The organism is Streptomyces sp. NPDC091416, assembly GCF_044756845.1.
Lineage (GTDB): Bacteria > Actinomycetota > Actinomycetes > Streptomycetales > Streptomycetaceae > Streptomyces.
In genome coordinates this window covers 1251763-1264791 of sequence record NZ_JBIVTU010000001.1, presented here as the reverse complement: position 1 = coordinate 1264791, position 13029 = coordinate 1251763, and the positions used below count along the sequence as shown (strand labels likewise).

The window sequence follows — 13029 nt, the reverse complement described above, 5'->3', positions numbered from 1 at the left end:
GTCGGCTGATGACGGCCCGCCTCAGCTGAACCCCCGCGCCGTCTCCTGTGCGAACGCCCCGGGGTTGTCGAGCATGATGTTGTGCCCGCAGTCCGGGACCGCGACCACGCGGACCCCGCCCGCCCCGAGCGCCTCCTCGCCGGGCAGCGGTCCGTCCTTCTCCGGGCGCAGGTACGTCACCGGGATCGGCAGTTCCAGCAGGAGTGCGCGCATCGTCGGTGTCGTCCCGCGCGCCAGGTGGACCGCGCTGCGGTGCAGGGCCTCGGGCCCGGCGAGCCGCATGGTCGACCACCAGTGCGCGCCCACCCGCTCGCGGACCTCATCCCGGCCGTGGGCCAGGAACTCCTCCTCCGTGTACGCGGCGATGCCGCTGCTGCCCGCCGGCGGCACCGGCGACGGGACGACCGGGTCGAGATTCGCGTCCACCAGCACCAGCCGTGCCACCAGGTGCGGGTGGCGGGCCGCGAGGACGATCGCGACCGCGCCGCCCATGCTGTGCGCGACGACCTCCGCGTCCCGGACCCCGGCCGTCTCCAGTGCGTCCGCGACGGCGTCCGCGTGCTCCTCCAGGGTGTAGCCGAAGTCGGTGGGCCGGTCGCTGATGCCGAAGCCGAGCAGGTCCATCAGCAGGGCGCGGCCGCCGGCGAGCAGCGGGTGGGTGGCGCTCGCCGTGAAGTAGGGGCTGCTGGAGGCGCCGAGTCCGTGCAGATAGAGCCGTGGCGGTGCGGCGGCGTCCTGGCCCGTGATCTCCACCCACCGGATACGCGCGCCGCCGGCCGTCACCTGAGCGTCCTGCATGTCTCCTCCTCGGATCCCGCTGTCCCGCTGTCCCCACGAGTATCGGTGGGACTATATATCGATGTCTAGGTATAACGGCATGGGGGAAGATACGGGAATGCTGGAACTGGCCATCCTGGGATTTCTGTACGAGCAGCCGCTGCACGGGTACGAACTGAAGCGCCGGGTCGCCCACCTCACCGGCCATGTGCGCCCGATCGCCGACGGCACCCTCTACCCCGCGATCAAGCGGCTGGAGCGCGCCGGCCTGCTCGACCGCCGCACCGAACCCGGCACCAGAGCCGCGCCCCGGCACACCCTCACCCTCACCGACGGGGGCCGCGGCGAACTGCTCCGCCGACTGCGTGAGGCCCGTGACCTGGACATCAGCGACGAGAACCGCTGGTTCACCGTCCTCGCCTTCCTGCGCCACCTCACGGACCCGGCCGAGCAGGCTGCCGTACTGCGCAGGCGGCTGACGTTCCTGGAGGAGCCCAGCAGTTTCTTCTACGAGGGGGAGCGGCCGCTCGGCGCCGAGGCGTTCGACGACCCCTTCCGCCGGGGCCTGCTGAGGATCGCCCGCGCGACCAGTGAGGCGGAACTGGGCTGGCTGGCCGAGACCCTGGCCGCACTGGAGGACTGACACTCCGCGTACGGATCCGGACGGATGCTTGCTTCGAGCGGACTCGAAGGCGTTGGCTTGGGACCCATGAAGTACACACATCTGGGACGCACGGGACTCGAAGTCAGCCGCCTCGTACTGGGCACGATGAACTTCGGTCCGCAGACCAATGAGTCCGACAGCCACACCATCATGGACGCCGCACTCGACGCGGGCGTCAACTTCTTCGACACCGCGAACGTCTACGGCTGGGGCGAGAACAAGGGCCGTACCGAGGAGATCCTCGGTACCTGGTTCGCCCAGGGCGGCGCGCGCCGGGACAAGGTCGTCCTGGCGACGAAGGTGTACGGGAACATGGCCGCCGAGGGCGACGCCTGGCCCAACCACCACAAGCTCTCCGCGCTGAACATCCGGCGTGCCGTCGACGCCAGCCTCAAGCGGCTGCAGACGGACCACATCGACCTGTACCAGTTCCACCACATCGACCGGGACACCCCGGTCGACGAGATCTGGCAGGCCGTCGACGTCCTGATCCAGCAGGGCAAGATCCTCTACGCGGGCTCGTCCAACTTCGCCGGCTGGAAGATCGCCCAGACCAACGAGACGGCCCGTCGGCGCGGTTCGTACGGCCTGGTCAGCGAGCAGTGCCTCTACAACCTCGTGGAGCGCCGCGCGGAGATGGAGGTCATCCCGGCCGCGCAGGAGTACGGCCTCGGTGTCATCCCGTGGTCGCCGCTGCACGGCGGACTGCTCGGCGGCGCGATCCGCAAGGAGAGCGCGGGCGGCTCCGCCCGCTCGACCACCGGCCGGTCCGCCGAGGTGCTCGCCGACCCCGCGGCGCGGGCGCAGATCCAGGCGTACGAGGACCTGCTCGACAAGCACGGCCTGGAGCCGGGCGAGGTGGGCCTGGCCTGGCTGCTGACCCGTCCCGGTGTCACGGGTCCGATCAGCGGCCCGCGCACGCTGGAGCAGTTGGAGTCCGCGGTCCGCGCGGTCGAACTGGAACTCTCGGACGAGGTGCTGGCCGGCCTCGACGAGATCTTCCCGGGCCCGGGCCCGTCGCCGGAGGCCTTCGCCTGGTAGATCCGGCCGGTCGGACGGCCCGGGGCGCTTCGCGCGCTCAGGCCGTCCGGCCGCTCCGGTGCGCGGACGGGGCCAGGATCCAGCCCAGCAGCGCGGCGGTGACGAGCCATATGCCGCAGGCGACCGGCACCGCTCCGACGGTTTCGAGCGGGGAGCGGTGGGCGAGTACCGCCCAGGCGCCGACGCCGTTGATCCAGCCGCTCATGGCGAGGATCAGCGCCGCGCGCGGCGACAGGCGGAGGCGGGCGATGAGCTGGTCCGCGATCAGTACCCCCACCGTCAGCGCGGCGACACAGACCGCGAACGCGATCACGAAGTAGCGCCAGGAGAGCGTGTCCGTCGCCGTGTAGTCGATGGCCATACCGCCCACGCCGAGGGGCACGGCGAGCAGGAGTGCGGAGACGAGCCGGGTGAAGAGCGACTTGTCCTGCGGGTCGAACACGTTGGCGAACCCCCGGGCGCCGGACATGCCCAGCAGCCAGCCGAGTACGGCGCCGGCGATCACCCCCTCCGTTCCGGTCGGCAAGCAGAACTGCACCAGGAGCGCCGCGACCAGCGCCGTACCGGCACCGGCGAGCCAGGCGGCCGCCACGGTCCGGGTGGAGACCACTCCGTCGCGCGACGCCCGCCCGGCGATGCGCAGCCGCTGGGGCGCGGTCGGCGGCGGGCCGCCCGGGAGCGGGAACGGGTAGGCGGGCGCCGACGGCTGGAAGGGGAGCGTGGGCGGGACCGGCGGATGCGGGACCGGGGCGGCGGGAGCCGCGGTGTGCGGGACCGATCCAAGGACGGCCGGGGCGTTCTCGGCCGGGGCGGGTGAGGTGGATGGGGCGGGTGCCTCACCTGGGCCCGAAGCGATCGCGGCCCGCAGCAGTGCGGCCGTCTCCGCCGCGTCCGCGGGCCGTTCGTCCGGATCCTTGGCGAGTAATCGCAGCACGATCGCGTCGAGTGCGCCGAACCCCGCAAGGTCCGCACGGCGGGCGCTCGGCGGCTCGGGCACGTCGCCGAGGTGCTGCGCCAGGACGGCCGTACCGGCTCCGGTGAACGGCGGCCCGCCGGTGAGCAGCGTGTGGAGCAGGCAGCCGAGGGAGTACAGGTCGCTGCGGCTGTCCAGGACGTCGGGCGCCCGTATCTGCTCGGGAGACATGTACAGCGGGGTGCCGATGACGAAACCGACGGCGGTCAGGTCGGTGCGGGTCATCGCGGCGGCCGTCGACAGCATGCGCGCGATCCCGAAGTCGAGGATCTTGATGGTGCCGTCCGCGGTGAGCAGAATGTTGGCCGGTTTGATGTCGCGGTGCACGATGCCCGCCCGGTGAGCCGTCTCCAGCCCCGCGCAGATCTCGACGCCCCACCCCAACACCTCTTCGGGCGTGGGGAGTCGTGGCTTCCGGCTCTCCAGCACGGCCCCGAGGTCCCGGCCCCGGAGATGCTCCATGACCAGGTACAGCACGCGTTCCCCCGCCATCTGCGCCTCGCCGAAGTCGTGCAGCGTGACGATGTGCGGGCTCGACAGCCCGCCGACGACGCGGGCCTCACGGGCGAAGCGGGTGGCCGAGGTGTCCTCGTCGATGCGGGAGAGGACCTTGACCGCGACCTTGCGCCCGATGCGTTCGTCCTCGGCCACCCAGACCCGGCCCATACCGCCCGAACCCATCGGCTCCGTCAGTCGGTACCGTCCGTCGAGAATCTCGCCACGCATCGGTCGCCCCCGCCCATCTCGCCCTGCCTGCCCCCTACATGATGGCCCGGCAGGTAAGGCGAGGCCCAGCACATGCGGGTATCGAACCCGGGGGCCGCGGCCCGTTTCCCGGGTTCACCGGTCCGTTCCGGCCGAGGCGGGCTCCCTACTCCGCGAACCGGTCCAGCGCCGCCAGGACCGCCCGGGCCGTCGCCGCCCCGCCCAGATGCCCCGCGTCCTCGATCACCGTCAGTTCCGCCTCCGGCCACGCCTTGGCCAGCTCCCACGCGGTGGTCAGCGGGCCGCCCATGTCGAGGCGTCCGTGCACCAGCACGCCCGGGATGCCCGCCAGCCGCCCCGCGTCCCGGATCAGCTGACCGTCCTCCAGCCAGGCGCCGTGGGAGAAGTAGCGCGCGCAGATCCGGACCAGCGCCTGCTGCGCCCGGTCCGGGCGGCCGCTGAACGGGGGCGGCCCGGTGTACGTCTCCAGGGACAGCACCGCGTCCTCCCAGGCGCACCAGTCGGCCGTGGCCCGGGCCCGTACCTCCGGATCGGGACTCTCCGTCCGCCGGGCGTACGCGGCCAGCACGTCCAAGGTCGCGTCGCTCGCGGCCTCCGGCACACCGGCCCGGAAGGCGTCCCACGCGTCGGGGAAGAACTGGCTCGCCCCGCGGTACAGCCAGTCGATCTCGGAGCGGCGGGTCGTGGTGACCGCGTCGATCACCATCGCGGCGACCCGCTCCGGGTACCGCTCGGCGTAGGCCAGGGCCAGGGTCGAGCCCCAGGACCAGCCGTGCAGCAGCCAGCTGTCGACGCCGAGGTGGACGCGCAGGCGCTCCATGTCGGCGATCAGGTGGTCCGTCGTGTTGTGCCGCAGGTCGGTGGCGGGGTCGCTCGCGTGCGGGGTGGAGCGGCCGCAGTTGCGCTGGTCGAAGAGGATGACGCGGTAGCGGTCCGGGTCGAAGTACCGGCGGGGCCACTGCTTGCAGCCGGACCCGGGGCCCCCGTGCACGACCAGGGCGGGCTTGCCGGCCGGGTTGCCGCACGCCTCCCAGTACACGTGGTTGCCGTCGCCCACATCGAGCAGGCCGTGCTCGTACGGTTCGATCGGCGGGTACTTGTCGTCGGGCTGACGTTCCATGCGCCGGCTCTCCTTGTCTCCTGGCCGCGACGGGGACGCGGAAGCGCACCACCCTACGGCGAGGGGCGAGCCGGGAGGCGGGCGGCCGGGGGCGGAGCGGCGCGGGGACCCGGAGGCGCTGGGTGTCGCGGTCGCCGCGAAGATCGCCGCGTTCCGGCCCGCGGCGTAGCCTGGGAGCCGTGAACGCCACTCCCGAGGTACTGACCGTACTCGGCGGCCTGCTGGCCGCCGCAGATCCCGACGACCGTGGTGCGCTCTGGCAACTCGACCGGCAGGGACGGGAGTTGGATGCCAACCTGATCCGTCTGCCGGCGGGCGCCGAGGTGGGGGAGCATCAGGAGGACGTCCTTGACGTGCTGCTCGTGGTCGTCGAGGGCCACGGCCGTCTCACCCCGGGCGACGGCGGCGAGCCCCTCGCTCTCGGCCCCACCACGGTCATGTGGCTCCCGCGTACCTCCCGCCGCTCCCTGACCGCGGGCCCGGACGGCCTCGCCTACCTCACGGTGCACCGCCGCCGCCCGGGCCTCGCGATCAAGAGCGCCCCGGCTCCCGCGGTGACGTACGAGGGAGGCGAGGCGCCCTGTGCCCTGGACCGGGTCTGCCCCGAGTGCGGCCGCATGTCGCAGGAGTCCGCACCGAAGTTCTGCGGCGAGTGCGGGGAACGCTTCCCGGGCCGCTGACCCGGGGCCGGGTCAGTGCCGCGGCCGACGGCGGCGTCCCAGGAGGAAGATGCCGGCGGCGACGAGGAGGAGGCTTCCGCTCGCCGCGAAGAGGGTCGTGGACGCCCCGGTGTCGGCGAGCCCGCCGCCCGGCTTGTGGGGGTGGCCGCCGTGGTCCGGCGGCAAGGTCGGCCGTCCGTGCGTGCGCGTGGGGGTCGGCGTCGGTTCGGTGGGGGTCGGCTCGGTCGGGGTCGGGGTGGGGGTCGGGGTCGGCTCGGTGGGTGACGGGGACGGTGTCACGCCGGTCGGCGACGGGGACGGGGACGGGGACTCGTCTCCGGCGCAGTCGATCTCGGCTGCGAACGGGAACTGGTGGATCTCGCCCGCGTCGACGGACGAGGAGCCGTCCTCCGTCAGCGGCCCGGCCGTCAGTTCCCGCACCACGACCGTGCCCTCGATGTTGGACGCGTCGAGGTCCGTGAGGTGGGCGCGGGGTGCGAAGACGGTGCCTTCCAGCGAGTCCCCGTCCGCCATGGTGATGTCGGTGGCGTCGGGGAAGTTCCACAGCATGTACGGGGCCTGTTCGCCGGAGACCCCGGCGAGGTTCGGCATGTGCCAGACATACGTGCCGCCCGTCCCGGTGGTGTCGACGTCGACGACGAACGGGGTCGTCGCCGTCGGGGGTGTGTTGAAGGTGATCTGGGAGAGGTTGTTCAGCTGCTCGCCGGTCAGCCGGAGCACGTTCGTCTCGCCCTCGGTGAGGGTGACGTAGGCGTTCGTCCCGGCCGGGAACCCGGTCTGGTCGGGCAGCGGGTCTCCGGCGGCGTCGCGCAGGACGACGTTCGTGTCGCAGGTGTCGATCGCGTCGGAGCGGTCGCGGTAGGTCGAGAAGAGCGCGTCGAGGTCGGGCAGCCCCGTGGTGTCGGTGACCGAGCCGACGGGCTGGCGGACGGTCGTCTGGATCCGCGGCGTGGAGTTGTACGCGGCGCCGGCCGCGACGACCTGGGTGTTGACCTCGGCGTTGTTGGCGTCCGTGTTCAGGACGGACGATCCCGTCGCGTCCCCGATCTTCACGTAGCCGTCGCTGAGGACCTGCAGTACGCCCTGGGGGGAGCTGCTCGCGTGATCGGCCCGGCCGCCCACGAGCAGGGCCGTCGGGTTGGCGTCACCGGGTGCGGTGAAGGTGCCGGGGGTGTGCAGCGCCACGTTGTAGCCGGGGCCGTACGTGAGGTTCCCGCCGATGGCCACCGAGCCCTCGGTCTCCGTGCTGCCCAGGGTGGCGTCGTCCTGGACGAGTACGCCGAAGCCGTTGTCCCCGGCCAGCGGATTGCCCGAGTAGTCGGCCGCGGCGGGTGAGGCGGAGCTCAGACACAGGGCGCAGACCGTGGTGACGGTGGCTGTGGTGGCGGCTGCCGCCGTGGCGATCTTGGTGCGTTTCATGCCGGGGACCGTAGGTCTCCGGGCCGGACCGGACGGATCGACGAGGCCGCATGGTCACCCGCATGCTCGCCGCACTCCCACGACTGGCGGCCGGTCCGCGCGAGGCAGTGACCGCCGGGGTTCAGGACGGAGCGATGTCGGACCAGAGCTGGGAGCTGTCCTGCGCGTTGCAGGTGACGGTCGTCAGGGCGCTGTAGGGGGTCACGGACAGGCACGCGCCCAGGCGGAGGTTGGTGAAGGTGCGGCCCTTGCCGGACGTGGCGCCGATCTTCCACGTCTGGTTGGAGGACCCGGTGCAGTCCTTGATCGCGTACCCCTGGAACTGCTGTGGCTCCAGGCACTTCCCGGTCTTCTTGTTGCGGAGCGCGAACGTGCCGCCCGACCCGGACGCGTACGTCCACGCGAAGTCCATCGTGGTTCCGTTGCTCGGCACGTTGCCGCACGGTGCGGTCGTCACGCTCGCGCCGCCCGAGTACGGGTTGATGGACGCGGTCAGGCACCGCCCGTTGCCCGCGTTCTCGATCCAGTACGTCCCGGAGGGCGCGGGCTTCGCGGGCGTCTGCGCGCCCCCGTCGGAGCCGCCCGCCGCGCCGGAGCCGCCCGCCCCGCCGGCCGTCCCCGCCGGAGCGGCGGCACCGCCCGAACCGCCGCTTCCGGCCGCGTCCTCACCGACCGCTCCGCCAGCGGCGGCGCCGCCCTCCGCCTCCTTGGAGGCCGCGGCGCTCGGCGCCTTTCCGGAGGCCGAGGGCTCGGCCGACGGCTTCGCGGACTTCGACGCCCCACCGCCCGTTGCCGACGCGGACGAGCCCGCGGACGGTGCGCCGGGGGTACGCGGGGCCGACGCCCCGGGGCGCGCGTCCGCGTCGAGGATCTCGAAGGGGGCGAGCTTGAACGTCAGGCCGCCGCCCACCACCACGACGACGGGCAGCGCGATCAGCAGCACCCGCCGCCGACGGGCGGGCCGCTCGCGCGGTGCGCCGTCCGGATCCCTGCCCGGCTTCCCGTCCGGTCCGGTGCCCGGCTTCACGATCCGTACGGGGGACGGTTCCGCGTCCGTACCGGCGCCTGCCGTACTTCCCGCGTCGCCGGCGCGGCCGGGCGCGTCGGCCTCGGGCACCCCGGGCGGGGGCGGCTTCGCGGCGAACGCCTCGCGCTCGGTGATCCGGTCCGTGACGGCCGGCGGCCACGGCGAGGAGGCCGCGGCGGGGACGCGCCCGGCGGCCAGGGCGAAGAGCTCGTCGGTCGTGGGCCGGTCCGCGGCCTCCTTGGCCAGGCAGGACCGCAGGATGCCGGCCAGCTCCGGATCGCTCTCCGGCAGCCGTCCGAAGTCGGGCTCCTCGTGGACGATGCGGTAGAGCAGGTCGAGTCCGGAACCGTCCCCGAACGGCGGCCGCCCGTTGGCCGCGTACAGCAGCAGGCTGCCGAGCGCGAAGACGTCGGCGGCGCCGGTCAGTTTCTGGTTGGCGATGGCCTGTTCGGGCGCCATGTAGGCGGGGGTGCCGACGACCATGCCGGTCTTGGTGAGCCGGCTCTGGTCGGCGGCCCGTGCCACGCCGAAGTCGATCAGGGTGACGCCGTCGAGCGTCAGCATGACGTTGGACGGCTTGAGGTCGCGGTGCACGATGCCGGCGGCATGCACCGCGCGCAGCCCGGCCGCGGCGTCGCGCAGCAGCCGCCACAGGGAGTCGGCGGGCAGCGGGTCGTTGTGCAGCCGCATGGCGTCGCTGAGCGTGATGCCGGGGATGTAGGCGGTGGCGAACCACGGCGGCCGGTGGGTCCGGTCGCTCGCCAGCAGCCGCGCACTCGTACCGTCGGGCAGCTTGCCGAGGTTGTCGAGTTCGTGTCCGAAGTGGCCCAGGAAGGCGGTGTCCTCGGCCAGTGCGGGGAGCACCTGCTTCACGGCGGCGTAGTGCCCCGCACCCCGCTCCGCCCCCTTCGAGTCCTCCGGCGTGACGCCGAGATAGACCCGGCCCATGCCTCCGGAGCCGAGCACCCCGAGCAGCCGGAACGAGCCGATACGCCGTGGATCCCGCTCCTCCAGCGGCCTGGCTCCGCTGCCGCTCAGACCGGATTCGTCTTCAGTTCCCCCGTGCATGGCCACAGGCTAGCGGAGGCACGCGCGGGGCCGGGCTGCCCCCCAAACGCGTGTGCGGGCCGGTCTTCTGACGCATCGTCCGGCGTTGGAGGCGCGCAGTGCCGGCGCCCACGGTCCGTCGGGCGCCCCGGCGACGGTGAGTCGGACCCGGTCCGAGGGATGTGCCCCGCCCGTCCGCCCCGGGCTGCGGGGCTCATCGGCCTCCGCTGCGAGGACGCCTCATCTTGAGCGATCGCTCAAACTGCTCTACTCTCCGATTTGAGCGACCGCTCAAGACGGTCGTGAGCCCACACGGGAAGCGGGGAGGGGCGCGCATGGGCGGGGGCCTGTACATCGAGGCGCGGATACGGACCGGCCTGGACGTCCTCTGGGAGCGCACCCAGGATCCGGCGCAGCACAGCCGCTGGGACCTGCGGTTCACCCGGATCGACTACCTGCCGGCCGTCGAGGGGCAGCCGCAGCGCTTCACGTACGGGGTGCGGGTGCTGCCGGGACTCCTCGTCTCGGGCACGGGCACCGCCGCCGGTGAACGGCACCGGCCGGACGGAACCAGGACCTCGGCGCTGCGCTTCGCCTCCGCGCATCCGCTCTCGCCCATCGCGCGGGGCCGGGGGTACTGGCGTTACGTACCGGACGGGAACGGCGAGGCCGGCATCCGCTTCCTCACCGGCTACGACTACGAGCCGCGCTGGGGCCGGCCCGGCCGGTTCCTGGACCGCTACGCCTTCCGCCCGCTCATGGGCTGGGCCACCGCCTGGTCGTTCGACCGGCTGCGCCTGTGGTGCGAGCGCGGCATCACCCCCGCACGCTCGCTCCTGCACGCCCTCGCCGAAGCGGCGGTCCGTCCGGCCGTCGTCGCGGCGGTCTTCGTGATGTCACCGCTCGCCGCCCTGCCGGTGGCCCTGGCCGCCGTCCTCCTGCCGCCGCTTCCCGGCACCCCGGCGGCCCGGCGCTGCCTGCGCCGCCCGCCCGGGCGCGCAGCCGCCACCCCGCCCGCCCTCCTCGACCGACTGGAGCGTCCGTGACCTCGATCTTCCAACGTGCCCTCGGCGCCGACTTCGAGCGGCTCCACCCCCGTATCCAGCGCCGCTTCTCCGTCGGCCTCGACAGCGGTGAGGCGTGCACGGGCCGCGGCGTCATGGACCGGGTCTGGCACGGCGGCGGCTGGGTGCGTCCGTTCCTCGCGCTGGGCGGCACCCGCCACATCCTCGTGCCGCGGACCGGCCGCGACATACCGTTCACCATCGAGAACGTCCCCTTCACGGACTCCTTCGGCCGCGAGACCGTCACCTTCGTCAGGACGTTCGCCTTCCCGGACGGGCCCCGCCGGTTCGATGCCACGATGGTGTTCAGCCCCGAACGCGACTGTGTCGTCGACTACCTGGGCACCCATCAGCACCTCGCCACCGACCTGGACCTCTCCGTCGACCGGACCGGCGCCCTCGTCATCCGCTCCGGCGAACACCGCTTCCGCGAGGGGCCGGTGGACGCCCGGGTGCCGGACCTGATCGGCGGCGACGCCCATGTGCGGGAGTCGTTCGACGAGGAGGCGGGGCGCTTCCGCATCCAGGTCTCCGTCACCAACCGGCGCTTCGGACCGCTCTTCGGGTACGAAGGCTCCTTCACCGCCTCGTACGCCGACGCGCCCGCTCACGGCGTACGTGCGGACCTGCGTCCGGTCCGCGAGGAGGCACGCGCATGAGCGAGGACACGCGCACGAAGCTGCTCGCGGGCGCCCTGACCACCCTCACCGAGCAGGGCATCGCCAAGACCTCTGCACGCGCCGTCGCGGCGGCGGCCGGAGTCAACCAGGCGCTGGTCTTCTACCACTTCGGCACCGTCGACGAACTGCTCGCGGCAGCCTGCCGGCACGCCGCCGAACAGCGGGTCGCCCACCACCGCGAACGCCTCGACCAGGTCCGTACGCTCTCCGAACTGCTTCAGGCAGCACGCGAGTTGCACGCCACCGAACGCGCCGGAGGCCAGGTCGTCGTGCTGGGCCAACTGCTGGCAGGAGCACAGACCCAGCCACGGCTCGCCGCCGCCACCGCCGCCGGACTCGCGTTGTGGACCGAGGAGATCGAGCAGGTCCTGGGCCGGGTCCTGGCCGGCACGCCGCTCGCCGAGTTCGTGGACGTCGCCGGGCTGGCCAAGGCGGCCTCCGCCGCGTTCGTCGGCCTGGAGCTGTACGAAGGCGTCGACGCGTCCGGCGCCGAGCAGGCCCTGGCCGCACTGGACCAGCTCGCCGGTCTGGTCGCCGCGCTGGAGGGCCTCGGCCCGGTCGCGCAGCGCGCCGTACGCTCCCGGCTGCGCCGCTCGGCCACCGCCTGACCCGGGCGGCCGACAGGCCGCGCCGGGTCCGTGGCCGGACAGCCCCCGAGTCCGGCCCCGTATCCCCGGGAACTGTCCGGCCCGGAACACCGGGAGGGGTCCGGCCCGCCCCTCCCGGGGAACTGTCCGGCCCGGCAGACCGTCCTGGAAAGCAAGGTCGACAACAGGTCAGCAGGCGGACGGGGCAAGCGGCACATCATGGTGGAACGGACGGACAGCGATGCGGCTCCGGCGGCGAGGGCCGGCGTCTCCCGGTGGGCGTGGGAGCGTCCGGGACGGTGGACGCGGGGCCGGGTGATCGCAGGACTCGCCTTCCTGACGGCACTCCTGCTCGCGTTCCCCGGCGTGCTGCCCAATCGGCCCGGCCACCTGGGAAGCCTGCTGGAGGCGTTCCTGCCCTGGCTCGGCCTCGTGATCGTCGCCCTGCTGGTCTGCGCCCTGCTGCGCCGCTCGGTCACGGCGCTCCTGTCCCTGCTCCTGCCGGTGGCGGCCTGGGCCTACGCGTTCGGCGGCCTGTTCCTCGCCGCACCGGAGCCCGGTGAACGCGACCTCGTCGTGGTGCAGCACAACGTGAGCGATGTGAACACGGACCCGGCGGGCACGGCCCGTACCCTCGCCGAGGCCGGACCCGATCTGATCGCGCTGGAGGAACTGGTCCCGGCCGCCCTGCCCGCGTACGAGAAGGCCCTTGCCCCGGACTTCCGGTTCCACGAGGTCCGGGGGACGGTCGGGATCTGGTCGAAGCACCCGCTCACCGACACCCGCGTGGTGGACATCAAGCCGAAGGAGGTCGAAGCGGGCTGGAGCCGCGGGTTGCGTACCGTGGTCCACACCCCCCAGGGCGAAGTCGCCGCCTACGTGGCCCACTTGCCGTCGATCCGCGTCGGAGCGAGCGGATTCGCCTCCGCATGGCGGGACGAGAGCGCCCATCTGCTGGGCCGGGCCGTCGCCGCCGAGACGGTGAGCAAGGTGATCGTGCTGGGCGACCTGAACAGCACGGTCGACGACCGTGGCCTGTCCCCGCTCACCTCGCAGCTGAACGCATCGGAACGCGGCTTCGCCTTCAGCTTCCCCGCCTCCTTCCCGCTGGCCCGGATCGACCAGGTCCTGGCCCGCTCGGCGACGGTCGGCCGTATCCGCACCCTGCCCGCGACCGGCAGCGACCATCTGCCGATAACCGCCCGGGTCACGCTGCGCTGAGGG

Annotated in this window: 12 protein-coding genes; 7 read left to right on the top strand and 5 right to left on the bottom strand. The window is 73.1% G+C overall.

What is annotated here, in order from left to right; genetic code table 11:
- Positions 1–21 precede the first annotated feature (21 nt).
- Positions 22–798 carry an alpha/beta fold hydrolase gene (locus ACIQMX_RS05670; protein ID WP_402475180.1) on the bottom strand — a complete coding sequence of 259 codons (777 nt, stop codon included), beginning with the start codon at positions 796–798 and terminating at the stop codon, positions 22–24.
- 97 nt (positions 799–895) lie between these two features.
- Between ACIQMX_RS05670 and ACIQMX_RS05665 the strand changes: the two genes are divergently transcribed.
- Positions 896–1420: a PadR family transcriptional regulator gene (locus tag ACIQMX_RS05665; RefSeq protein ID WP_402475611.1), complete on the top strand. Its 525-nt coding sequence runs from the start codon at positions 896–898 to the stop codon at positions 1418–1420.
- Between the two features lie 66 nt (positions 1421–1486).
- Positions 1487–2482 (top strand): aldo/keto reductase, encoded by a 996-nt coding sequence (locus ACIQMX_RS05660; RefSeq protein WP_402475178.1) that lies wholly within the window; start codon positions 1487–1489, stop codon positions 2480–2482.
- Between the two features lie 37 nt (positions 2483–2519).
- Here ACIQMX_RS05660 and ACIQMX_RS05655 read toward each other — a convergent pair whose 3' ends face one another.
- Positions 2520–4181 carry a protein kinase gene (locus tag ACIQMX_RS05655; RefSeq protein WP_402475174.1) on the bottom strand — a complete coding sequence of 554 codons (1662 nt, stop codon included), beginning with the start codon at positions 4179–4181 and terminating at the stop codon, positions 2520–2522.
- A gap of 145 nt (positions 4182–4326) precedes the next feature.
- Positions 4327–5301, bottom strand: a complete 975-nt coding sequence (pip, locus tag ACIQMX_RS05650; protein ID WP_402475172.1) for a prolyl aminopeptidase — start codon at positions 5299–5301, stop codon at positions 4327–4329.
- 179 nt (positions 5302–5480) lie between these two features.
- On the opposite strand from pip, the gene ACIQMX_RS05645 reads away from it, so the two are divergent.
- The gene (locus tag ACIQMX_RS05645) at positions 5481–5981 is read left to right on the top strand and encodes a hypothetical protein (RefSeq protein WP_363071117.1); all 501 of its coding nucleotides are present in this window, start codon (positions 5481–5483) and stop codon (positions 5979–5981) included.
- Between the two features lie 12 nt (positions 5982–5993).
- On the opposite strand, the gene ACIQMX_RS05640 is transcribed toward ACIQMX_RS05645, so the two are convergent.
- Both ACIQMX_RS05640 and ACIQMX_RS05635 read right to left on the bottom strand, forming a co-directional pair.
- Positions 5994–7400 carry a collagen-binding domain-containing protein gene (locus tag ACIQMX_RS05640; RefSeq protein WP_402475171.1) on the bottom strand — a complete coding sequence of 469 codons (1407 nt, stop codon included), beginning with the start codon at positions 7398–7400 and terminating at the stop codon, positions 5994–5996.
- A 121-nt stretch (positions 7401–7521) separates the two neighbouring features.
- The gene (locus ACIQMX_RS05635; RefSeq protein ID WP_402475168.1) at positions 7522–9495 is read right to left on the bottom strand and encodes a protein kinase; all 1974 of its coding nucleotides are present in this window, start codon (positions 9493–9495) and stop codon (positions 7522–7524) included.
- A 314-nt stretch (positions 9496–9809) separates the two neighbouring features.
- Between ACIQMX_RS05635 and ACIQMX_RS05630 the strand changes: the two genes are divergently transcribed.
- The 4 genes from ACIQMX_RS05630 (at position 9810) to ACIQMX_RS05615 (ending at position 13026) form a co-directional block, all read left to right on the top strand.
- On the top strand, positions 9810–10520 hold the full coding sequence (locus ACIQMX_RS05630; RefSeq protein WP_402475165.1) for a hypothetical protein: 711 nt from the start codon (positions 9810–9812) through the stop codon (positions 10518–10520).
- Entirely contained in the window at positions 10517–11197 is a 681-nt protein-coding gene (locus ACIQMX_RS05625) for a DUF4166 domain-containing protein (protein WP_402475162.1), read from the top strand. Before ACIQMX_RS05630 ends, ACIQMX_RS05625 begins: the two co-directional genes overlap by 4 nt.
- Complete coding sequence (locus ACIQMX_RS05620) at positions 11194–11826, top strand: TetR family transcriptional regulator (protein WP_402475160.1); 633 nt, start codon at positions 11194–11196, stop codon at positions 11824–11826. Before ACIQMX_RS05625 ends, ACIQMX_RS05620 begins: the two co-directional genes overlap by 4 nt.
- Positions 11827–12024: 198 nt before the next feature.
- Positions 12025–13026, top strand: a complete 1002-nt coding sequence (locus ACIQMX_RS05615; protein ID WP_402475158.1) for an endonuclease/exonuclease/phosphatase family protein — start codon at positions 12025–12027, stop codon at positions 13024–13026.
- Positions 13027–13029: the final 3 nt, after the last annotated feature.